Annotated in this window: 16 protein-coding genes; 10 read left to right on the forward strand and 6 right to left on the reverse strand. The window is 45.3% G+C overall.

The window, feature by feature from the left end; translation table 11 throughout:
- Positions 1 to 52 precede the first annotated feature (52 nt).
- The gene (locus ABDW16_RS09100) at positions 53 to 889 is read left to right on the forward strand and encodes a transketolase (RefSeq protein ID WP_343669188.1); all 837 of its coding nucleotides are present in this window, start codon (positions 53 to 55) and stop codon (positions 887 to 889) included.
- Positions 890 to 995: 106 nt separating this feature from the next.
- Here ABDW16_RS09100 and ABDW16_RS09105 read toward each other — a convergent pair whose 3' ends face one another.
- Together ABDW16_RS09105 and rbfA are read right to left on the reverse strand one after the other, a co-directional pair.
- Positions 996 to 2,222: an FtsX-like permease family protein gene (locus ABDW16_RS09105; protein WP_343669189.1), complete on the reverse strand. Its 1,227-nt coding sequence runs from the start codon at positions 2,220 to 2,222 to the stop codon at positions 996 to 998.
- 17 nt (positions 2,223 to 2,239) lie between these two features.
- A complete protein-coding gene (rbfA, locus tag ABDW16_RS09110; RefSeq protein WP_343669190.1) occupies positions 2,240 to 2,731 on the reverse strand; it encodes a 30S ribosome-binding factor RbfA in 492 nt (163 codons plus the stop codon).
- A 28-nt stretch (positions 2,732 to 2,759) separates the two neighbouring features.
- On the opposite strand from rbfA, the gene ABDW16_RS09115 reads away from it, so the two are divergent.
- Complete coding sequence (locus ABDW16_RS09115) at positions 2,760 to 4,589, forward strand: ABC transporter ATP-binding protein (RefSeq protein ID WP_343669191.1); 1,830 nt, start codon at positions 2,760 to 2,762, stop codon at positions 4,587 to 4,589.
- 91 nt (positions 4,590 to 4,680) lie between these two features.
- On the opposite strand, the gene ABDW16_RS09120 is transcribed toward ABDW16_RS09115, so the two are convergent.
- Together ABDW16_RS09120 and ileS are read right to left on the reverse strand one after the other, a co-directional pair.
- Entirely contained in the window at positions 4,681 to 5,745 is a 1,065-nt protein-coding gene (locus tag ABDW16_RS09120) for a TraR/DksA C4-type zinc finger protein (protein WP_343669192.1), read from the reverse strand.
- A gap of 5 nt (positions 5,746 to 5,750) precedes the next feature.
- Positions 5,751 to 9,101, reverse strand: a complete 3,351-nt coding sequence (ileS, locus tag ABDW16_RS09125) for an isoleucine--tRNA ligase (protein ID WP_343669194.1) — start codon at positions 9,099 to 9,101, stop codon at positions 5,751 to 5,753.
- 265 nt (positions 9,102 to 9,366) lie between these two features.
- Here ileS and ABDW16_RS09130 point away from each other — a divergent pair, with 265 nt between their 5' ends.
- Together ABDW16_RS09130 and ABDW16_RS09135 are read left to right on the forward strand one after the other, a co-directional pair.
- Complete coding sequence (locus tag ABDW16_RS09130) at positions 9,367 to 9,831, forward strand: PepSY-like domain-containing protein (RefSeq protein ID WP_343669195.1); 465 nt, start codon at positions 9,367 to 9,369, stop codon at positions 9,829 to 9,831.
- Between the two features lie 150 nt (positions 9,832 to 9,981).
- Positions 9,982 to 10,209, forward strand: coding sequence for a hypothetical protein (locus ABDW16_RS09135; protein ID WP_343669197.1), 228 nt, complete (start codon positions 9,982 to 9,984; stop codon positions 10,207 to 10,209).
- Between the two features lie 180 nt (positions 10,210 to 10,389).
- Here the strand turns inward: ABDW16_RS09135 and ABDW16_RS09140 are convergent, their stop codons facing one another.
- Positions 10,390 to 11,310, reverse strand: a complete 921-nt coding sequence (locus tag ABDW16_RS09140; protein WP_343669198.1) for an AraC family transcriptional regulator — start codon at positions 11,308 to 11,310, stop codon at positions 10,390 to 10,392.
- Between the two features lie 330 nt (positions 11,311 to 11,640).
- On the opposite strand from ABDW16_RS09140, the gene ABDW16_RS09145 reads away from it, so the two are divergent.
- The 5 genes from ABDW16_RS09145 (at position 11,641) to ABDW16_RS09165 (ending at position 20,884) form a co-directional block, all read left to right on the forward strand.
- Positions 11,641 to 13,320, forward strand: coding sequence for a hypothetical protein (locus tag ABDW16_RS09145; RefSeq protein WP_343669199.1), 1,680 nt, complete (start codon positions 11,641 to 11,643; stop codon positions 13,318 to 13,320).
- A gap of 146 nt (positions 13,321 to 13,466) precedes the next feature.
- Complete coding sequence (gene gyrB, locus ABDW16_RS09150; RefSeq protein WP_343669201.1) at positions 13,467 to 15,446, forward strand: DNA topoisomerase (ATP-hydrolyzing) subunit B; 1,980 nt, start codon at positions 13,467 to 13,469, stop codon at positions 15,444 to 15,446.
- Between the two features lie 281 nt (positions 15,447 to 15,727).
- On the forward strand, positions 15,728 to 16,189 hold the full coding sequence (locus tag ABDW16_RS09155; RefSeq protein ID WP_343669202.1) for a hypothetical protein: 462 nt from the start codon (positions 15,728 to 15,730) through the stop codon (positions 16,187 to 16,189).
- A 245-nt stretch (positions 16,190 to 16,434) separates the two neighbouring features.
- Positions 16,435 to 19,479, forward strand: coding sequence for a SusC/RagA family TonB-linked outer membrane protein (locus ABDW16_RS09160; RefSeq protein WP_343669204.1), 3,045 nt, complete (start codon positions 16,435 to 16,437; stop codon positions 19,477 to 19,479).
- A gap of 10 nt (positions 19,480 to 19,489) precedes the next feature.
- Positions 19,490 to 20,884 (forward strand): SusD/RagB family nutrient-binding outer membrane lipoprotein, encoded by a 1,395-nt coding sequence (locus tag ABDW16_RS09165; RefSeq protein WP_343669205.1) that lies wholly within the window; start codon positions 19,490 to 19,492, stop codon positions 20,882 to 20,884.
- 44 nt (positions 20,885 to 20,928) lie between these two features.
- On the opposite strand, the gene ABDW16_RS09170 is transcribed toward ABDW16_RS09165, so the two are convergent.
- The gene (locus tag ABDW16_RS09170) at positions 20,929 to 21,627 is read right to left on the reverse strand and encodes an SIMPL domain-containing protein (RefSeq protein ID WP_343669206.1); all 699 of its coding nucleotides are present in this window, start codon (positions 21,625 to 21,627) and stop codon (positions 20,929 to 20,931) included.
- A gap of 95 nt (positions 21,628 to 21,722) precedes the next feature.
- Here ABDW16_RS09170 and ABDW16_RS09175 point away from each other — a divergent pair, with 95 nt between their 5' ends.
- Positions 21,723 to 23,660: a PKD domain-containing protein gene (locus ABDW16_RS09175; RefSeq protein ID WP_343669208.1), complete on the forward strand. Its 1,938-nt coding sequence runs from the start codon at positions 21,723 to 21,725 to the stop codon at positions 23,658 to 23,660.
- Positions 23,661 to 23,844 lie beyond the last annotated feature (184 nt).

Here is a 23,844-nt window from a genome sequence, read left to right on the forward strand (position 1 = left end):
AATTGTATTTAAATTCTATTATTTTCGCCTGATCAAAAAATTTGCAAGTATTATGCCACAGTTGAAAGATATAGCTACACAAATCAGAAGGGATATCGTTCGCATGGTGCATGGCTGCCAGAGTGGCCATCCAGGCGGTTCATTAGGTTGTGCTGATTTCTTCACAGCCCTGTATTTTAAGGTGATGCAGCACAAGCCGCAGCCTTTTGACATGGACGGAGGTGATCAGGATCTGTTCTTTTTATCAAATGGCCATATCTCGCCGGTATTTTACAGTGCATTGGCCCGTTCGGGTTACTTTGAAGTGTCAGAACTGGCTACATTCCGCCAGTTGAATTCCCGCGTACAGGGGCACCCTACTACCCACGAAGGTCTGCCAGGTGTGCGTATGGCTTCCGGCTCCCTGGGTCAGGGCTTGAGTGTAGCGATTGGAGCTGCGCTGACTAAGAAACTGAATAACGACGACCGCATTGTATTCTCCCTCCATGGCGATGGTGAATTGGAAGAAGGTCAAAACTGGGAAGCAATCATGTTTGCTCCTCATCATAAAGTAGATAACCTGATCGCAACTGTGGATTGGAATGGACAGCAGATCGATGGTACAGTTGAATCTGTGGCTGGTCTGGGTGACCTGGAAGCTAAGTTTGCGGCTTTTGGATGGACTGTGTTGCATATGAACGGGAATGATATGGATGAGGTGGTTGCTACACTGGAGAAAGCAGTGGGTATGACTGGCCAGGGTAAGCCGATTGTGATCCTGATGAAGACGATCATGGGTGCTGGTGTTGACTTTATGGAAGGGCATCATGAATGGCATGGTATTGCGCCGAATGATGAGCAGTTGAAGAGTGCGCTGGGGCAATTGCCAGAGACTTTGGGAGATTATTAATAATTATTAATAAGCAAACAAAAACGGCAAATCACTTCGTGATTTGCCGTTTTTGTTTGGGGGAGTAGCTTTTTTTACGGCTGATGCCATAAAAAGCTAAAAAAAATTATGTGGCTTTTAAAGCTACGTGTTGTCGGCCTGCTCTGCGGGCCGGATACCAGCTGGCAGCCAATCCGATTACTATTATAGTAATACTCACCAGTACAAAATCTGCCAGGTGCATGCTCACCGGGTAAGCAGGTACTAAAAACGACTGCCCCTCCAATTTTATCAATCCATACTTATCCTGCAATACACAAAATACAATACTGATCGTAAAACCTATCAGGGTACCGATCCCCGCAATAATCAACCCCTCTGTGAGAAAGATACGGGTAATAAGGCTGTTTCTCGCACCCATGGCTTTCAGAATGGTGATATCCTTCTGCTTTTCCATGACCAGCATGTACAGTGACCCAATCATATTGAAAGCAGCTATCACCATAATAAATGACATGATTACATATACGGCCCACTTCTCTGTTTGCATAATCGCATATAGTGCCTGGTTCTGTTCATATCTTGTCTGAATCTCGTAGCCTTTTCCTAACAGTTGTTGCAGGCTTGCCTTCAGATCATTATCATTCACGCCCGGCCTGGCACCTATCTCCAGTGCCGACATCTCATCTGGCGCCATGCCCAATACCCCTCTCATAAAAGCGATATGGGTGATCACATACTTGCTGTTGAAATCCTGCTGAATGGCAAATGAACCGGAAGGATAGAGGATACCACTCCCCAATGCCTCTTCGGGAGTGGTTACACTGGTGATATTGCGGCGGGGCAGGTACACGGTCAGGGGCACCAGGCTTTTCTCTACATCCACACCCAGCGCCATTTCCAGCTCCAGGCCCAATACGGCCCTGTAAGCAAGATCGTCGCCGGTGTCAAAATGACCACGCACAATGCTTTTATCTACTGCGGCTACTTTATTATAATTACTATCTACCCCTTTCAGGATAGCGATCGTCTGATCACCATCTCCATACCGCAACACGGCTTTTTCCTCAATCACCTCCGTCATATGCGCCACACCCTTTACCCCTGCTATCTGCTTTAGTTGTGCAGGTGTCAGGTGCAAAGATTTCCCGGTTACCGGGCTCACCTTTACAGATGGATAAAAAGAGGAATACAATGACTTGACCAGCCCTTCAAAGCCGTTGAATACACTGAGAATTATAATCAGGGCCGCTACACCAACTGCTATAGCCGATACGCTCACCCATGCAATAATATTGATGGCATTAGTACTCTTTTTGGCCCTGAAATACCGGGATGCGAACTGCCAGATCATACTTTTAGCTGAAATTCCTATTTGTTTTCCCTCCCGGCATCATCATCGTTAATTTTCTTGAACAGTTCCTCCATCTTGAACACGTAATCCAGCGTGTCGTCAAGGAACAGGGTAATCTCTGGTATACGGCGCAACTGCTTACCCACACGATTTCCCAGCTCTCTCTTGATCACACCCATCTGTTCTTTGATCCTGTTGATCATCTCGTGGTTGTCCTTAATCTGGAACATGCTTAGGTATACCCTGGCTTCCAGCAGGTCTGGGGTGACGCGCACGGCGGAGATAGAGATCATACCTCCTTCTATCACATTGAATCCAATGCGCTGAAATATATCACTCAGTTCTTTTTGTAACAGTTGTCCAATTTGTTTCTGTCTCTTGCTTTCCTGCATATTATACGAATTGTTAATATTGAGATCTATGGAACAGTGGGGGAACATCACTATTAATATTGTAGTAACTTGCAGCCCTGTTTCGATACTCTCTGGCAAAGATACGGAAACACGCATGCGCGATACGATATAAAATAAAGTAAAGATGAAGACATTTTTTAGGTTGCTGGATTTATCACGGCCCTATCACCACTATGTTCCGGAATACATTGTTTATATTATCCTCTATTCTATACTGGGATTGATGAACTTTGGCCTGCTCATTCCACTGATGAGTGCATTGTTCGACACCGGCAACCAGGCTGTAGTGACTCACATGCCGGAATTTTCCATGAGCTTCGGTTACCTGAAAGACGTATTTTATTATTACCTCAACCAGCAGCTGGCATCAGGTGGTGGTAAATTCGGGGTATTGATATATATCTGTATCGTTCTGTTCGTTACCATCATTCTCAAAAACCTCTTTGGCTACCTGAGCCAGAAGGTGCTGACCCGTATGCGGGTGAATATGGTAAGGAAAATGCGCGAAAAGCTGTTTGACCAGTTTAGCACGCAATCTCTCCGCTTCTTTCATGATGAGCGGAAAGGTGACCTGCTCTCTACCATTAGCTCTGATGTGGTAGAAGTAGAAAACTCTGTAGTCACCTCTTTGCAAACCCTGTTCAGAGATCCGCTGGTGATTATCTCTACTTTTATTGCCCTGTTCGTGATCTCAAAAGAGATGACCCTGTTCACACTGGTATTCTTCCCGGTATCTGGTTGGCTCATCAGCAGCGTATCCAAGAAGCTGAAAAGGCAATCCAACAAAGGGCAGAGCCTGTTAGGTAAGATCGTGAATACCACCGAAGAAACCCTGTCTGGCATCCGCATCATCAAGGCTTTCAACGGTGAAAAGTTCATTCGTGATAAGTTTGATAAAGACAATACCGCTTTTGCCCAAACAGTAAAAGCGATCCAGAACCAACGTGAAATGGCCTCCCCGGTTTCCGAAATTCTCGGCGTATTGGTAGTGGTGGTGATCATGATGTATGGCGGTTACCTGATTCTGAACCACAAAAGCAACCTGCAACCGGAAATGTTCATTGGCTACCTGGCCCTGTATTTCCAGATCCTGGCCCCTGCCAAGAATATTGGTTCTGCCATTACGTCTATGCCTAAAGGTCTGGCTGCCGGCGAGCGGGTGCTGCGCATCATCGACCTGGACAATGCCATCAAAGATAAACCAGATGCAAAGCCATTGAGTGGATTCCATGATGCCATCGTATATAACAATATCACCTTCAGGTATAATGAAACACCTGTTATCAAAAATGTAACCCTGACCATTCCAAAAGGTAAGATGGTGGCCCTGGTAGGCAAGAGCGGTGCTGGTAAAACCACCATGGCCGACCTGCTGCCCCGCTTCTACGATGTGCAGGGGGGTAAAATTACGGTGGATGGCAAGGACATCCGCGATGTAAAAATGCACGACCTGCGCGCCCTCATGGGTATGGTATCGCAGGAGGCGATCCTCTTCAACGACTCTATCTTTAATAATATCGCCTTTGGGCAGGAAAATGCAGATAAGGAAGAAGTGATCAGGGCGGCGAAGATTGCCAATGCCCACGAGTTTATCATAAAACAGGATGAGGGCTATGACACTGTGATCGGGGATAGGGGGATGAAACTGAGTGGTGGTCAGCGGCAGCGTCTCACCATCGCCAGGGCAATTTTCAAGAATCCACCGATCCTGATCCTGGATGAGGCTACCTCTGCACTGGATACAGAATCAGAAAAACTGGTGCAGGATGCGCTGGACAAGCTGATGGAAAACCGTACGACGATTGTGATCGCGCATAGGTTATCCACCATTCAGCATGCGGACATCATCGTGGTCATGGACCAGGGAGAGATTAAGGAGCAGGGTACGCATGACGAGCTGATTGCTGTGAATGGCATCTACAAGAAGCTGGTAGAAATGCAGGAATTCAAATAAGTAAGGGCAATTTGGCCCACCGCGATAATATTGCAAACAAAAAGCCCGGATGGTACATCCGGGCTTTCTTTTTATCTTATAGAAGAGAAACTTACTTGCTCTTAGCCAATTTAGCTTCGATACTCAGGGTAGCGTGAGGAACCGCACGCAGCCTTGCCTTATCGATCAGTTTACCTGTCATACGGCAAATACCATAAGTTTTGTTCTCGATACGCACCAGGGCTTTCTCCAGGTGGTCGATGAACTGGATCTGGCGGCTAGCCATCTGGTTCAGCTGTTCTCTTTCCTGGGAACCGGAACCATCTTCCATGCTCATGTATTTGTTTTCAGTATCGTCGGTACCAGCTTCATCCTTGCGGGTGATCAGGCCTTGCAGGTATACCAGTTCTTTCTTAGCTGCTTCCAGCTTTTTCATGATCAGGTCTTTGAATTCCTGCAGGTCTGCATCGCTGTAACGATAGATAGGTCCGGAAGGTTGTTCAGGTTGGTCCAGTACGGACTTAGTGAACTCTGGCTGGTAGGTAACCAATGTATTGGCCTTAGAACCGGCTTTCTTATCAGCTTTTTCCACGCGCTCAACAGGTTTTTCGGCTTTTGCAGGCACTTTTTCTGTTTTTGCAGGTGCTTTTTCAGCTGTTTTTTTGCCGGTATCTTTTGCTACCGCTTTTTCCTTCTCGTCTTTTTCTTTATTATTCTTTACTGGCATTATTACTTCTTTTTCTTCTGGCTTGGAAATTAGTTTTTCTTTTTCAGCAGGAGCGACTGGCGCAACTACTTTCTGCTTTGTATCAGGCACTTTCTTAGCTGCCGGCTTCACGGGGGCCACAGCTTTTTTAACGGGCGGCTTAGCTGCGGGTACAGCCTTAGCAGGTGCTGGTTTCGCTACAGATTTGCTGGAAGGGGATGCTTTTGTAACTGTTTTATTACTGGCAACAGCCTTTTGGGTAGCAACCGGTTTTGCTGGCTTAGCAGCGGGTTTAGCAGCGGCTTTCGACGTTACGGTCTTCGCAGTAGATTTTTCAGCCTGTACCGCTGCCTTTTTTGCAGTGGGTACCTGGGCCGCTTTCTTTGCGGGCGTAGCCTGCTTTACCGTAGCTTTTGTAGCCGGTGCAGCCTTCTGGGTCTTACTAATAGCAACTTTTTTGCCTGTTGCCATGGGGATTAGCTTTTTTTGTTAACTAATACATTAAACGTCAAATCATTAACTTCAATTTCAACTCCATCCTGTAATTCCGGCACTAATTCCACACTGTCTGCCAAAATTTCCGTGCAAATATAGTCATTATAGTTAATAATCGCGGACTTGAGGCTTTCTGCAACCGCCATTTTTACCTGTATCCTGTCAGTCAGTTCGAAATCATTATCCTTCCTGATTTTTTGAATACGATTCACCAATTCACGTGCATTACCTTCATCCAGCAACTCAGGAGTAATAGTAATATCCAGCGCTACCGTTAAGGCGCCTTTATTAGCTACAGTCCATCCCGGAATGTCTTCTGAAATAATCTCAACGTCAGATAACACTATAGATAGTTGCTCATTGTCGATCAGCAAGTTAAACTGTCCATCCCGTTCTAATGCGGTTATATCTGCATCTGTGAAAGCTGTGATAGCTGCTGCCACTGCTTTCATTTTTGCCCCCATTTTACTCCCCAGGGATTTGAAGTTTGGCTTGATCTTTTTCTTGATGAAACCGGCGGTTTCCGTAAGATAATCAATACCTTTCACATTGACTTCACTTTTTATGAGGTGAGCCACTTTTTCCACCTGATCCTTCAGATGTCCATCCTGAACCGGGATCAATATTTTTTGTAACGGCTGACGTACTTTAATATTTACCTTTTTGCGGAGAGACAATACCAGGGAACTGATATCCTGTGCCAGCTGCATTCTTTCTTCCAGTTCAGCGTCGATCGCTGCAGTGACCACAGCCGGGAAGTCCACATGATGCACAGATGCCCTGTCACTGCGTTTACTTACCTGGTTCAGGTTGTTGAATAACCAGTCTGCAAAGAACGGAGATACGGGCGCCATCAGTTTGGACAGGGTTTCGAGACATTCAAAGAGGGTCTGGTAAGCAGAGATCTTGTCATGTTCGTATTCTCCCTTCCAGAAACGGCGACGACAAAGACGTACATACCAGTTACTCAGGTGTTCATCTACAAAGGTTTGTATCGCCCTGCCTGCCTGGGTAGGCTCGTATTCGTCAAAAAATCCTGTAACGTCTTTTACCAGCGTGTTCAGCAGGGAAATGATCCAACGGTCTATCTCAGGACGCTGCTCCAGCGGAATGTATGCTTCACTGAACGAGAAGTTGTCCAGGTTCGCATACATGGCAAAGAAATTATAAGTATTGTACAGGGTGCCGAACAACTTGCGTTGTACTTCACGGATGCCTTCAATATCAAATTTCATGCTATCCCATGGAGAGGCATTTGTAATAAGATACCAACGGGTCGCATCTGCCCCAAAAGACTCGAGTGTTTCAAAGGGATTGACCACATTGCCGAGCCTTTTACTCATTTTGTTGCCATTTTTATCCAGGACGAGTCCGTTGGACACCACGGTCTTGTAAGCCACACTGTCAAACAGCATGCTACCGAGCGCATGCAGGGTATAAAACCATCCACGGGTCTGATCCACCCCTTCAGCGATGAAGTCGGCCGGGAAGTTTTGCTCAAAAGTTTCTTTATTCTCAAATGGGAAATGCCACTGTGCGTAAGGCATTGCACCACTATCGAACCATACGTCAATCAAATCTGGCTCGCGGCGCATTGACTTACCGGAAGCACTTACCAATATAATATTATCTACAAATGGTTTGTGCAGATCAGAAGTCAGGTGCTCAATATAAGCAGCAGCATCTTTCTGATCAGCAGGCACCTGCATGATACCAGCCGCCAGCGATTTTGACAGTTCTTCACGAAGCTCTGCCACGGAGCCGATACAGATTTCTTCTGCATTGTCTTCTGTACGCCAAACCGGCAGTGGAGTACCCCAGTAGCGGCTACGGCTCAGGTTCCAATCCACCATATTTTCCAGCCAGTTGCCAAAACGACCGGTACCGGTAGAAGCCGGTTTCCAGTTAATAGTTTTATTCAGCTCTACCATCCTGTCTTTCAGGGCAGTAGTACGAATGAACCAGGCATCCAGCGGATAATATAATACAGGCTTATCTGTACGCCAGCAATGGGGATAAGTATGTTCATACTTCTCTACTTTGAAGGCGCGGTTTTCTTTTTTCAGTTTTACAGCGATGTCTACATCTACATCCTTGTAATCAGGATCGCTCTTATAATTCTTTACGTAACGGCCGGCAAATTCACCCACAGTATCCAGGAATTTTCCCTGACGGTCTACCAGTGTAAGAATACCGATGCCATACTTTTTACCTACACGGTTATCGTCTGCACCAAAGGCAGGTGCAGTATGTACGATACCAGTACCATCTTCGGTTGTTACAAAGTCGCCAATGATTACACGGAAAGGGTCTCCTTCTTCTGGCTGTACATAAGGCAACAGCTGCTCGTAGCGGATTTCTTCCAGCTGGCTCCCTTTGAAAACAGCCAGGGTCTGCCATGGAATCACTTTGTCGCCTTCTTTATATGCAGCAAAATCGCCGTCTTCACCTTCTTTCTTAAAATATTTACCAGTCAGGGCAGTCGCCATTACCACAAACTGTGGCAAACCGGTGTATGGGTTGAAAGTGCGGATCAGCCCATATTCGATGTTCGCTCCTACAGTAAGACCGAGGTTGGAAGGCAGGGTCCATGGGGTGGTGGTCCATGCCATGAAGAACACTTCAGCAGCAGGATCTGCCTTGCGGGCAATGTCGAAGAGAAAAGCGGACCTGTCTGATTCGATAGCCTTAAAAGTGGCTACGACAGTGGTATCTTTTACATCTTTGTAAGTACCTGGCTGGTTCAGCTCGTGAGAGCTCAGACCAGTACCTGCAGCAGGAGAGTAGGGCTGAATGCTCACGCTCTTGTACAGCAGTCCTTTTTTATATAAGGTTTGCAGGCACCACCAGAGACTTTCAATATAGTTATTCTCGAAGGTGACGTATGGTTTCTGGAGATCAACCCAATAACCCATCTGGCGGGTCAGGTCATCCCATTTATCTTTATATTTTAATACCTCAGTACGACAGGTCTTATTATATTCTTCAATAGAAATAGTCTTTCCAATATCTTCTTTGGTAATACCGAGCGTTTTTTCCACACCCAGTTCCACAGGCAGGCCATGTGTATCCCAACCGCCTTTGCGCTTTACCTGAAATCCGCGCATAGTCTTATAACGGCATACAAGGTCCTTGAGGGTACGGCTAATGACGTGGTGAATACCCGGTAAGCCGTTAGCACTTGGCGGACCTTCATAAAAAACGAAGGGGGTCGCGCCTTCCCGCAGGGAAACACTCTGCTCGAAAGCCTGCTCCTGTTCCCAACGAGCCAATACATCTTTCGCTATCTGCGGTAAATTCAGCTGATTATATTCCTGATATTTGCTGCTCATAAAACAATTATGCGCCCTTTGACGTTAATAAGTGAGTTGATTAAAATTCTGCAAAGTTACGGATTTTAGCCGGCTCTTATAAGGAAATCGGGACTAAAAACAAAGAAGTAAACCATTTGATTTTAATTGCTGAAAAATTTTTGTACTTTTACAGTGCATTGGTTCGCCACTGAATCTTGGCATTGTTTTGGTAACTAACGTCGGAAGAAAAACATAAGTTGAAAGACTTAACCCAAAAGAATTGAAAAACCATATCTGATCAATTATGAAAAAGTTAGTTTTTATATTTTTTGTGGCACTTGTAACTTCCGGCACAACTTTTGCACAAAAAAATTCAGCAAAAAAATCAAAAAAGGTAGTTGCTAAAACAGAAATGGCCGCTCCGGCAGTTGTAAAAGATTCTTTTCAACAGACCTTTGCAGGAACGGACGCCAAATGGAGTAAGAACTACGGAGGCAATTGGGTAGCGAACTTTACCAAAGATGATGTGAAGACAGCTGCAGAGTTTGATAAAGATGGTAAATGGATAGCAACCCGTAGCAATTATACAGAAGCTAATCTGCCAGAAGCAGTAGCGACAGGTGTAAAAGCGAAGTATCCGGCCGCCACCATCAAAGATGGTTGGAAAATAGAAAGAGCGGATGTTGCTTCATATTATAAGGTAACTATTCAGGACAACGGTACAGAAAAAGCAGTGTTGATTAATGAGGCTGGTACCATTGCAGAATAATACTTTCATTAATTAGTATTTCATAGGTATAGGGATAAATAGGACAGACCCTGCTCTTTTGGGCGGGGTTTTCTTTTTGTATTCAGTACCTGAATATATTCGCCGGCCGCAGGCCATTTCAATTGCGCGCGAAAAAAAACGCTTTTGCCTATGGCAAAAGCGTTTTTTTTCGCTGGTGGGCAATTTGGCTTGAGAAAAAATTCCTCTATAAAAACAAAAACCGTCTCGTGTAATACGAGACGGCTTTATGTAATTACGGTAGAAGACTTACCTGACAAAAAACGCACTTTCAAAAGGTCAAATATGGTGTTTGAGGTGCAAAATAATGGCTTTACTCAAATCTTTTGCCCGGTAAGCCTTCCCCATGGTCAAATCTGATAAGGAAGCTTATAAGGATGATCAGGATAGATATCTGCCGATCGTGATACAAAGATGCACCAATCTTCCACACTTCCTTTTTCAATTCGGGAAAACTAATGATCGAAAAAGGAAAACTTCCGTCCTAAATAAAAAAGCCCCCTGTTTGACAGGAGGCTTTTCGATATAATAATTTGATTATTAACGCAATAACAATTCACATGGCTTCAACCCCGTATGCTTCTTAAACGCAGTGGAAAAATGTGAAATACAGGAATACCCCATCAGAATCGCTACTTCACTCACACTCATTCCCTTTTCGTACAGCAACCCCTTCGCCTTCTCCATTCTTTCCTTCTGGAAATAATCATATATAGTAGTACCATACATCGCCTTGAACCCTTTCTTCAGGTAACACTCATTCATCGCTACCTTACGGGCCAGATCACGAATGGTAATAGGTGCATCCAGCTGCTCCAGCAAAATATCCTTTGCCTTTTCGATCTTTCCACGGTCTTCCATGTGGGTGAGGAAGCGACAACCAAACCTGTCGTCTGTATCGTTCTGCACAAACTGGTCAGAGCTGAATAACAACAACTCCAACGCCTTGCTCTGCAAAAAGATATTCTTCAGCGCACCATCATAGTTATGATGTACCATCTGCTCCAATACCTCTTTTGATTTGGTACTGGGTGCTATTGTCTTGACAAAAGGCTTACGTGACTGCATGTCAAACAGGGTGCTGCTTGTAGAACCCTTCTGCAGGGTCTGTATGAACGCCGGCTGAAAACGCACCGTGATCATATCTATAGAAGGCTGCTTTGAATTGCAGTTCTCCTTTTTATGTGCGCAAACCTGGTCTGTACATCCTGGATTTTGACAATACTTATTCCCGGCTACACAATAGCGTAGCTCCACAGCAGCAGATTGCCCCCTTTTTGCCGGCTGATACACCACCATCGCTACATCTTCTACTGGCAAAGGACGGTCATATGTAAACCGCTGCAATGTGAAATCGAGACAGTCCGGTACTGCCACGCTATCGGATACAGCCAACTCGAGCTGGTCGCTCATGGCCGGCTGACGGATAGCCAATGTTAATATGTCCTGCAACTCTTTCAATGTCCTTATCTATTGTTAAAACCTCGACAAAAATAGTCAATCATATTTTAACAGAAACGATTTTGACAGTAGGGTGACCGAAACACCTGGTTTCCCAAAGGAAACCTAAGGTGTATATTGTCTGTAACAGGGCTCAACCATAGCGTTCTCATAGAGGTATCCCGTAGATAAGCCGTAGATAACCCGTAGGTAAGCCGTAGATATCCCATATCTATAGAGATACGGAATATCTACGGCTTACCTACGTATTATATTCAGGTTACATAACTAAACATGCACTACTTTTACTATAGAATGGGTACTGGTATGAAATTCGTTCCCTCATCCCTAATGGAAAAAAGATCCTTTATACGCCGATTCCTGAGAAAAGCCCTGATCATCCTGGCCAGCTTTATTCTCTTAGTCATGGTCACAGCGTGGTACCTTGCCCACCGCTGGGACAACCAGATACGCGTACAGCTGAAAAGCTATGTTCTCGACATGTCTGACAGCCTGTATAATCTTCAGTACGACAAATTGCACCTGAACCTCATCACCGGCAGCCTGAGTATTGAAAAAGTAAGCCTGGTCAGGGATACTGCTGTCTATACCCGCTTACAGCAGGCACACAAAGCCCCCCGGTTCCTGTATACTTTCAGTGCTGACGAGATCAACCTGAAATACTTTAAAGTATGGCGCTACTTCCATAAAAAACAGCTGAGTGCCAGCTCTTTAGTATTGCGTAACCCCAATATCATCCTGGAACTCAATACCCAAAACATTGATACGACCAAGCCCCGGAATGCCTACCAGAACATTTCGAAAAAAATCTCTTCGATCCACCTGGGTACCCTGCTCCTTGATAATACCAACCTGAAATACACCTACATCAAAAAAGATAGTAGCCTGATCTATACACAGCTCCACGAACTGAGTGTACAGGTCAGGGATTTCCTCATCGACTCTGTTGCCCTGCAGGATCCCACCCGCTACCTCTATGCCCGTAACTATATTTTAGACTTAAAGAATTACCGGTACCGGACCCCGGACAGCCTTTACTGGCTACATGTGAGAGATGTGCACTACAGTGCGGAAGACAGAAGCATCAAAATCGGGCAGTTCCAGGTAGAACCCCGCTACAACAGGGAGGAATTTGACCGCAAATCCATTTATCAGCGCGACCGGTTCGACGTACACCTGAACAATATTGACATCACTAACCTGGAACCCAGATTACTCCTTGAAAACCAGGTCTTTCAGGCCGGGAAGGTGGTCATCAGCAGTGGCGACCTGGATATCTACCATAATCGTAACCTGCCCATGTCTCCGGGCAACAAACTGGGTAAATTCCCTAATCAGCTACTGCTAAAAGTGGCGTTACCTATTAATATAGATACCATCATCGGCAAGAAAACGGATATTCTCTACACGGAAATCAATCCGAAATCGCAGGAAGCCGGCAAACTTAGTTTCCAGCAGGTTCATGGCATATTTCGCAATATCACCAATATAGATACCGCCATTGCCCGCAAATCTATGCTCACTGCCGAGCTGGATGCCGTACTCATGAAAAGCGGCAAACTGAAAGCCCACTTTGGCTTTAGCCTGAAAAATAACAATGGGGGCTTTTCTGTGACCGGGCAATTAAAAGACATGGATGGGAGGGAACTGAACCCGGTGATAAAACCACTGGCTATGGTGGAAGTAAAATCCTGTAAAATTAATGACCTCAGTTTCAGCATGAACGGCAATGAACGGGGAGCCAGGGGCGAGGTGAAGTTCCTCTATTCCGACCTGAGGGTCAATATCCTGGAAAAAAAGGAAGGCTCCCACGAATTCAAAAAGAAAGGACTGATGAGTTTTATAGCTAACCTAATGGTAATCAGGAATGAGAACCCGGGTAAGGAAAAAACAATAATTGCCCATCCTGCCTATACCAGGGACCCAAATAAATCGTTCTTTAACCTGGTATGGAAGACGCTTTTTACGGGGATCAAGGAAACGGCACTCGGAGAAAACTCACCTATATAATAATTAAAATGTGAATAAATCGAGGTGGAAAAATAACCCATTGATACATCATTTTATTTGCACATTAAACATTGAAATAAGGCTCATTTTTCGTATTTTTGCACAATTCACGAGAATTCAACTCTAAACTACATTTTCACCCAAATATGAGCGAAGAATTAGCGCAAGTAACTACTCCAGCCCAGGGCGGCTATGATGCGGATAGCATTCAGGTACTGGAAGGTCTGGAAGCGGTGCGTAAACGCCCTGCAATGTACATTGGTGACATTGGCGTAAAAGGTCTTCACCACCTTGTATATGAAGTGGTGGATAACTCAATCGACGAAGCACTGGCAGGTTATTGTAAAAATATAGAAGTCACTATCTGTGAGGACAACTCGATCAAGGTAGTGGATGATGGTCGTGGTATCCCGACGGGGATGAATACCAAAGAAGGCCGTTCAGCGCTGGAAGTGGTAATGACCGTACTGCACGCAGGTGGTAAATTTGACAAAAACACATATAAAGTATCCGGTGGTCTGCACGGTGTGGGTGTGAGTTGCGTAAACGCACTGAGCACCCGGCTGCATGTAACTGTAAAACGCGAGGGTAAACTGTTTGAACAGGAATACTCCCGCGGTATACCTCAGTATGCGGTACGTGAAATCGGCGAGTCTGAGGAGACAGGTACAACCGTACATTTCAAACCAGATGGCGACATCTTCAAGGATACTACCTATAACAGGGAGATCCTGGCTGGCCGTCTGCGCGAACTGGCTTACCTGAACAGGAAGATCCGCATCGTTCTCACCGACGACCGTGAGAAAGACGACAAAGGCAACTCTGTGAGCGAAACCTTCTATAGTGAAGGCGGTATTATCGAGTTCGTATCCATGCTGGATCGCAATGGCCGTCGTAACCCACTGTTGCCTGATCCTATCTTTGTAGAAACAGTCGATGCTGCCAGCAATGTTGCGGTGGAAGTAGCAGTGATCTATAATGATTCCTTCTCTGAGAATATCTTCTCTTACGTTAATAACATCAACACCATTGAAGGTGGTACACACGTAGCCGGTTTCCGCCGCGCCATTACCCGTGTTTTCAAAAGCTATGGCGATAAGAACAAAATGTTCGAAAAGACCAAAGTTGAGGTAACCGGTGATGACTTCCGCGAAGGGCTGAGCGCTATCGTGAGTGTAAAGGTGCCTGAGCCACAGTTCGAAGGTCAGACCAAAACCAAGTTGGGTAACTCCGACGTGATGGGTGTGGTAGACAGTTCTGTAGCTGCCGTACTGGATGCTTACCTGGAAGAACACCCACGTGAAGCAAAAACCATCATCAGCAAGGTGGTACTCGCCGCCCAGGCCCGCGAAGCTGCGCGTAAAGCAAGGCAGATGGTACAGCGTAAGAGCGTATTGAGCGGTAGTGGTCTTCCTGGTAAACTGGCTGACTGCTCTGAGAATGATCCTGAAAAATGTGAACTGTACCTGGTGGAGGGTGATTCTGCGGGTGGTACGGCAAAACAAGGTCGTAACCGTAGCTTCCAGGCCATCCTGCCACTGCGTGGTAAGATCCTGAACGTAGAGAAAGCGATGGAACACAAGATCTACGAAAACGAAGAAATCAAGAATATCTTCACCGCCCTTGGGGTAACCATCGGTACAGAAGAAGATGATAAAGCACTGAACCTGGCTAAACTCCGTTATCATAAGCTGATTATCATGACGGATGCCGACGTGGATGGTAGCCACATTGCGACGCTGATACTCACGTTCATATTCCGCTATATGAAGGCAATGGTAGAACAGGGGTATGTGTACATTGCACAGCCGCCACTGTACCTGGTCAAGAGAAACAAGGAGCAGATCTATGCATGGACGGAAGATGACCGTAAAGCAGCGATCCAGCAGCTGGCAAATGGTAAGGAAGATAGCGTATCTATCCAGCGTTATAAAGGTTTGGGTGAGATGAATGCCGAGCAGCTGTGGGAAACTACCATGAATCCTGAAAATCGTACCCTGAAGCAGGTAACAATCGAAAGTGCTGCCGAAGCGGATCGCGTGTTCAGTATGCTCATGGGCGATGAAGTACCTCCACGTAGAGAATTCATCGAATCTCATGCAAAGTATGCGAAGATTGACGCCTAAGTTAAAATTCTAATATATGCTAAAAAGACTGGTCTGGGCCAGTCTTTTTTACTTTATACCGGTTTTGGCATAATCAAACGCAGGAAATTACCACGAAACGTTAATTTTATACCATTTTCCGGAAAATGTGGACAATTTTATTTCTCTCTCATTTACAGGCACTTCGATCTTATTGTGAACATACCTGTTAAAAAACTTATAAATCTTTTATTTAATTCATCGGTTTTCTGTGTATTTTGCAGTCCTATTTATCTCTATACCTATTGAAATTTTACTATCCTATGAAACCTAGTTCCCTCCTGGGACTTCTGTGCCTGGTGCTATCCTTTTGCGCATGTCAGAAGGACAAAGCAGTGCCGACTTCGGGATCCTTAACATTCGCGTTTGAAAGCACTGCTTTTTCAGCAAATACAGCGAGTGGTTATGTGGTGGATACGACTGTGATTGGCAAGAAAGTCCTGACCATTGAAGGTATGACCAGTAACCTTAGTAAGCACATTGCAATCACCGTTGTATTCCCTGATACGCTTGCAGTGGGAACATATACAGAGGTGAACGGCGCCACCATATTATGGTCACCGTCTTTGTCATCAGAGGTTACATCTTATCTTAGTACTACAGCGACAATTAAAATTACAAGCATAAATAGTAAGTATGCCGAAGGCACATTTGCCGGCATTTTAAACAATGGCGAGAAAGAAGAGCCATTAACGGACGGAATATTTAAAGTCAACATTTATTGATCATCGTTTTTTTTTGAAATCTTTTTCCATCGTGTCCCGCTTATTAAAGCGGGACTTTTTGTTTCTGGTTAATATCTAACCATAGATTGTTAATTACCATAAAAGGACACGAATCCCCACAGATTACATTTGGAGTAAGTCATGAATTTTAAATCAGGAACAATAAACAGTAAAGGCCATTTGCGCAGATGGCCTTAAGGGAGTTTTATTTCATCTTAAAAACCAATTTCTAATCTCCGTTGTGTATGAAAACAGTTTCATATTACCTGTCAGTTTTACTGGCGGGCTTGCTAATTAGTACCCTTACCTTTGCGCAGAGCAGGGTTATTCAAGGGACAGTGACCGATGAAAACAAACATCCGCTAAGCTTTGTATCAGTGAACATTAAAGGGACCAACAAAGGAGCTGTCACTGACAAAAACGGGGTCTTCTCGCTGGAAGTCGCCCCCAATGCCTCTCTTATTGTAAGGGCCGTAGGGTTCCTCACGAAAGAAGTGGGCATAGGCAGCAGCAATACACTCGCCATCACCCTGGCCGAAAGCGCCAGCGACCTCAACGAAGTCGTGGTGACCGCACTGGGTGTAAAGAAGGAAAAACGTAATCTCACCTTCAGCTCACAGGAGGTAAAAAGCGATGAAATTCTGCGTGCCAGGGAACCGAATATCGTGAACACACTCACGGGCAAGGTATCAGGCGTGCAAATAACCAACTCATCCGGAATGCCGGGTAGTTCTGCCCGTATCGTGATCCGTGGCATTACCTCCCTAACGGGTGAAAACCAGGCATTGATCGTTATGGATGGGGTTCCTATTAACAACGATGAAACAGATAATCCCAACGATGGTGGCCCGGGTTCTAACAGGCTTTCTGATATTGATCCGGGGATCATTGAGAGTATAAATGTGCTGAAGGGGGCCGCTGCTACCGCATTATATGGTTCTGCCGGCGCAAGGGGCGTGGTCCTGATTACCACCAAAAGGGGCGGTGAAAACCGTAAACCAACGGTGACACTTACCTCCGGTCTTTCATTTGAAAATGCTTACTTCCCCGATCGCCAGACAGCCTATGCGCAAGGTACTAATGGCATTTATTACGACGGAGAAACTGCTGCTACCAAAACCAGTATGTCATGGGGTCCCCGTATGGACACGCTGAAGGTAAATGGTGTGAAGGTTCCTGCTCACAATCAATTTAAAGAGTTTTTCCGCACGGGCGTAACTACCAACAACACTGTTGCAGTAGAAGGAGGAAATGCCAGTTCGAGTTACTATATGTCATATTCCTACTTTAATCAGCAGGGAACTATACCAGAAACAGATTATACCAGGCATAGCCTGTTTGCCAAGTATACCACTAAGATTTATGATAAACTGACAGCAACATTCCAGATTACTTATAGCTCAGTCAAAAACCATCGTATGCCAGAAGGGTATGGCCTTGAGAACCCGCTTTGGACAGTATATGCTGCCCCGGTTTCTTACAATTTAAAACCTTACCTGAATGATGATGGTACCCAGCGACTGTATCGCTATAGCCGAAACAACCCTTACTGGGTGCTTGACAATGTGCTGAATACCACCACCGTCAACAGGTACCTGCCTGTTCTCACATTTGTATATGCACCTACTGACTGGCTTTCCGTTACTGAGCGTATGGGTGCAGATATGTATGGCGATCAGCTGCAGTACCATGTAAATATGAATGATATTACTTACACTACTGGTCTGATACAGTCCAAGCATAGCACCTTCCGTCAATTTAACCATGACTTCATCGTACAACTAAAAAAACAATTCACACCTAAGATAAATACCAGCCTGCTGCTGGGGAACAACGTTTACTCCAACTATTCTGATTATATGCAGGCTATTGGAAAAGGACTGGCAAAAGCCGGTTACTACAACATGGCCAGTGCATCTTCGGTGACTTACACCGAATCGCAGGCAATGGTGAGAAAAGTAGGTTTTTATGCACAGGCAGAACTGGATTATAACAGGATGTTAATTTTTAACCTGAATGGCAGGTACGATGGTAGTTCTGTTCTCTCTGCCAGCAACAGGTACTACCCTTACGGTTCCGCTGCCGGCGCATTTATATTTTCAGAAATCTTACCTGAAAAAGTTAAAAAGACGATCAATTTTGGTAAAGTCAGGGCTTCTTATGCCATCGTGGGTAATGATAACGTAGGTGCTTATACGACAACTACGCCTTACTACCAGGCGACTATTTATGGAGATGTAAGCAGTAACCTGACATTTCCTTACAACGGACAAAATGGTTTCCTGATTAGCAGCGGACTTGGTAACGCCAACTTAAAAAATGAATTGCAGAAAGAACTGGAATTGGGATTGGAAATGAAATTCCTCGATAACAGGCTGGGCTTTGAAACATCCTGGTTTGACCGTAAAATGACGGACGGATTGGTAGGAGGTATTGCGCTGCCTAACTCTACCGGGTACGCAACGACCACGATCAACTCTGCAAGAATGGAAACGAAAGGCCTGGAGGTATTGCTCAATGTTACCCCTGTGAGAACGAAAGATTTTAGCTGGGATGTAACAATGACTTACACCAAAATGAATTCAAAGGTGCAGGAAATTGGGGCAGGACTCGACCAGACAAGTATTGGCAGTACCTGGGCAGTAGTTGGACAACCATGGGGAGTACTGAAAGGAACCAAATATGCGAGAACTGCCGACGGTCAGCTGCGCATCAATGCATCGGGTCTGCCTTATTCAGACGATAACAGTAATATTCTCGGAAACACCACGCCAGACTGGCTGGGCAGTATCACCAACCAGTTTCATTTTAAACAATTTGGTCTCAGTTTCTATTTTGATACCAGACAGGGCGGCCAACTTCAAAACTCAGACGATGGATATAACCTGTACTATGGTGTATCCAAAATTACTGAAAGCCGTGCTGACAGGGTCGTAAAAGGTATCAGTGACGAAACCGGCCAGGCAAATACTGTTTCCGTATCTGCTCAAAAATATTACCAGCAGGTAAGCGGTATCACTGAAGCAGTGATACAGGATGCATCTTATATCAAACTCCGTAATGTAAGCTTGTCATATAACCTGGGTCAAAAAGAGCTGAGAAGATTACCTTTTAAAAATGCCAGCATTGTGCTGACCGGCCGTAACTTATGGATCCACAAATCATCTTCTTTCACCGGTGCTGACCCTGAAGCCAACTCATGGGGTAACGGTAATGGCAGTGTGGGTCTTTATTCTTTCACCGCGCCAACTTCCCGCTCTTATGACTGCACCATCAAACTTACTTTTTAAAATATTGAACATGAAGAAAACATTCATCATATTGACCATTTTCACGGGATCATTGCTGGCTGGATGTAAGAAATATCTGGATGTAAATGATAACCCCAATCTTCCCGGATCGGTCTCTGAATCATTGCTATTAGGCCCACTGGAAGCCGGTGCGTCTGAGTATATTGCAAATGGTAACGCATCGGTACTAGTGAATCAATGGATGCAAAATTGCGTTCCGAATCAGCCTATGCCCAATACTGCCAATTACCTGGTTACCACCACGACATTCGATGACTACTGGAATTCCTTCTATGTAATAGAGTTGAACAACCTGCATATTTTAAATGTGCAGGCATTAACTAACGGGAATAAGATGTATGCAGGAGTAGCAAAAGTATTAACTGCATATACGCTTGGTAATGCCACGGACCTGTGGGGAAGTATTCCCTATTCAGAATCTTTTACTGGTACAGATATCAGCACACCTAAATTTGATTCACAGGAGGATATTTATACAGCCATTCAGTCATTGCTGGATAGCGCAATTACAGAACTGGCCAGTGGCGAAGGATCTACTCCCGGAACGGATGATTATTTCTATAGCGGGGATATGAGTAAGTGGACTAAAATGGCTTATACTCTTAAGGCCAGGTACTATATGCACCTCACTAAAGCTTCCGGACATACGTCTACCGCGCAGGCATCTCTCGCCCTGGAAGCGCTGAACAATGGTATGAGCAGCAATGATGACGACTGTTATTTCCCTTACACAGGAACTGAAACGTCATCCAGCCCATGGTACCTTCATTTCTTTAATACGACTACGCTTGTATTGGCTTCACACTATGTAGATTCGTTAGTGTCACGTGCAGACCCACGTCTGCCTTTGCTTGTAAGTAAGGCATCTAATACAGGACTTTATACAGGCAATGAAATTGGATCCGGAGCAGGAAACCTAAATGACTATTCAGTGCCAGGTAGCTTTTACGGCGGCATCGCATCCAACGGATATGTATTGAATGCAGCAGAAGCCGACTTTATGAAAGCAGAGGCTACTTACATCGTGTCAGGATATACAGCTGCACAGCCTTTTTACCGGGCCGCCATTGTAAACAACCTGGTAAAGCTGGGAGTGGATACCACTAGTACAGCGGCCCAAACCTATCTATCTAAAAGAGGAACATTGACAGCGGCCAATGCGATGCAACTGATTATTGAAGAGAAGAATATCGCGAATAATTTCTCTACTGAGAACTGGGTAGATTGGCGGCGGACCGGGTATCCGGCAATATCGCTGATTGCGAACGATAATATCACCAGTTTGCCTCGCAGGTTCTTATATCCGAATAGTGAGATTTCTACGAATGGGGCGAATGTGCCTTCGGCGAAACTGACAGATCGTGTATGGTGGGATGGGGAATAATATCATTAAGGGAGCCAACCCCATTGTGGGGTTGGCTATCTTACTTACTGAATAGCGAAAACCGCTTTTACATCAGCTGTCACTTTAATAGAGCGATAGTCAATATTCGTATCAGCAACAGCGTTATCTTCTGATTTATATGCACTGATCATGGCATTTGCAAACAGAGGGTGAATTACATTGACATCGTTTTCATATACCTGCATAACTCCGCCCATTTTCTCGCCAATTCCTTCCAGCATTATATTTGCTTTGGTTTTTGCTGCCTGCAATGCTTTTATCCTTACCTGCTGGCGATATTCATCCATTTTGCTGGATGTTACTTCACTGATATATACGTTGGTAATTCCAGCATCTTCCACGCCATCCAGCAGGGTGTTTAACTTAACCAGGTTATTCAGTTTCAGCCTGAATTCTTTAGAAGCATAGAAATCTGCATCTTTCTTTTTCTTTCTCCACCACTGGTCGCCTGATACCCTGGCAATGGTCAGGTTCTCAGCAGGGATGCCCGCCTTTTGTACCGCCTTTGTCAACTGCTCTTCCAGTGTAGAAATGTCCACTTTATTATTCTTGTCTTTCTGATATTCCTGGATGGTAATGTTCAGGTAAATGATATCCGGGGTGATCTCCATTTCGGCGGTACCACTTACAGTAATTGACTTTGTTTTCTTATCATTCGTGTCCTGTGCAAATCCGGTGACCGCCATTCCTACAACCAGCAGTGTTAATAATACCTTCTTCATAGTTTTCCGATTTTTTCTTTCATGATGCAGGGGAAATATCAAATTCCACAAATCCGGAAAAACTTTTCGCTATATTTAAGTATCCACTTTTATATATGTCAACGTCCACGGGGTTATTTATGGTACTGTTATGCCTGCCGTTTTTTGCCAATGCGCAGGTACAGACCCCCTATATCTTAAATGGCAGTGCCACCCAACGCACCTGTAACTGTTATGTACTGACACAGGATGTGAATACAAGCAGCGGCACTGTGTGGAACAAGAACCAGATTGATCTCCACAATTCCTTTGACTATTATTTTGATGTGAACCTGGGGTGCAGGGACAGCGATGGTGCGGACGGGATTGGGTTTATTCTGCAAACCAGGGGAACGAACCTGGGAGCTACCGGGTCTGGCATTGGCTTTCAGGGCATCAGCCCTTCGCTGGGAATTATTATTGATACCTGGCAGAATGCAATTGACAACGATCCCTACTACGATCACGTGGCAATACAGATGAATGGGGTGACGGATCATAATCTAGCTAATAACCTGGCTGGCCCGGTGACAGCCCTGGATGGGAATGATAATATTGAAGATTGTAACTGGCACATCTTCAGGGTGAAGTGGGATGCGGTAGCCATGCAAATGACGGTGAGTATGGATGGGGTGCTGCGGTTATCCCTGAATAAAGATATTGTGCACGATATATTCAATAATAGTCCGCTGGTGTATTGGGGCTTTGCAGGATCTACGGGTGGCGCCTACAATGTACAGCAGTTTTGTGCAGCACTCAGACCTGAACTGGCTTTTAGCGATGATCAGCGGTTTTGTATTGGCGATCCGATTTTGTTTAGTGACTCATCTAAGTCCTTTGGAACGATTACAAGGTGGCTGTGGGATTTTGGCGATGGCACTATGGCAAGTGTATCGCAGCCGGGAGAGCATCATTATGCAAAGCCGGGGGTGTACGACGTGACATTGGTGATTGAAGACAACAGCGGGTGTATTTCGGATACCATGCACCAGCAGGTGACGATTGGCACTTATCCGGTTGCGGAAATGTCTGCAGATCCTTTGTGTTTAGGACGACCATTGACGATTAAAGATGCAACCACGCTGGAAGTAGGGACGCTGACTTCGTGGAACTGGGAGTTGAACGGACATATGGATAGCGGGAAAAACATAGTAGCTGATTTTACTTCGCCGGGTACGTACCCGGTGCATTTGTCGGTGTTGACAAAAGAGGGGTGTGATGATGATACGATACAGATGGTGTCAGTGTATAATACTCCTGAGATCAGTGCCAGTGGGAGTGATGCATGTATAGGGGATGCCATTGATTTTTCAGGCACAAATCTTACACCGGCCATTTCAATAGCAGGTTGGCAGTGGACGTTTGGGAATGGGGATAACGCGACCCTACAGGATATTAGTTATGTGTATAAGGCAGGTGGCGCGTATACAGCCGAAGTATATGCGGTGAGTGCGGATGGGTGTTTGTCTGATTCTTTCCGGATACCTGTTAAGGTAGTAGATATTGCGCTGGAGGCGGGGCGCGATACATTGATTGCAAAAGGGCAGCCTTTGCAGCTGCATGCAGTAGCGACAGGAGATAACCTGGGTTATAGCTGGGCGCCGGCTACGGGGTTGAATAATAGTTTTATTGCTGATCCGGTGGCGGTGTTATTCCAGGATGTGCAATACGTATTGACGGTGACCTCGCCGGAAGGCTGTGTGCAGGTAGATAGTTTAGCTGTGAAAGCGTATACGGGTCCGGAGTTTTATGTGCCCAGTGCCTTTTCGCCAAATCATGATGGGCAGAATGATTTGTTCAGAGCAATAGCGCCGGGTGTACCTCAGCTGGATTTTTTATGCGTGTGGGATAGGTGGGGGAAGGAGGTGTTCAGAACAAGCTCACTGACAGGTGCCTGGGATGGGACTTTTAAGGGGCAGGATTCGCCTGTTGGGACGTATGTGTACCAGATAACAGGGACGGATTATATGGGGCATAAATTCAGCCGAAAAGGGACTGTAACGCTTATCCGATAAAAGGCAACTTCCAAACACTTTTGCCGTCGGCAAAAGTGTTTGGAAGTTGAGAGGCGGGCCTGCGGACGGCTTAAAAAGTCTATTTGATTACGAGCGGGCGTCTTCCATGTTTTTGAGGAAATTGTAGAGATCATTCATGTTAGTAATTTTAGTTGCTACTAACATAAAGTTCGTACCTAACTGC

Origin of the sequence: Chitinophaga sp. (genome assembly GCF_039596135.1) — a bacterium.
Classification (GTDB): Bacteria; Bacteroidota; Bacteroidia; order Chitinophagales; family Chitinophagaceae; genus Chitinophaga.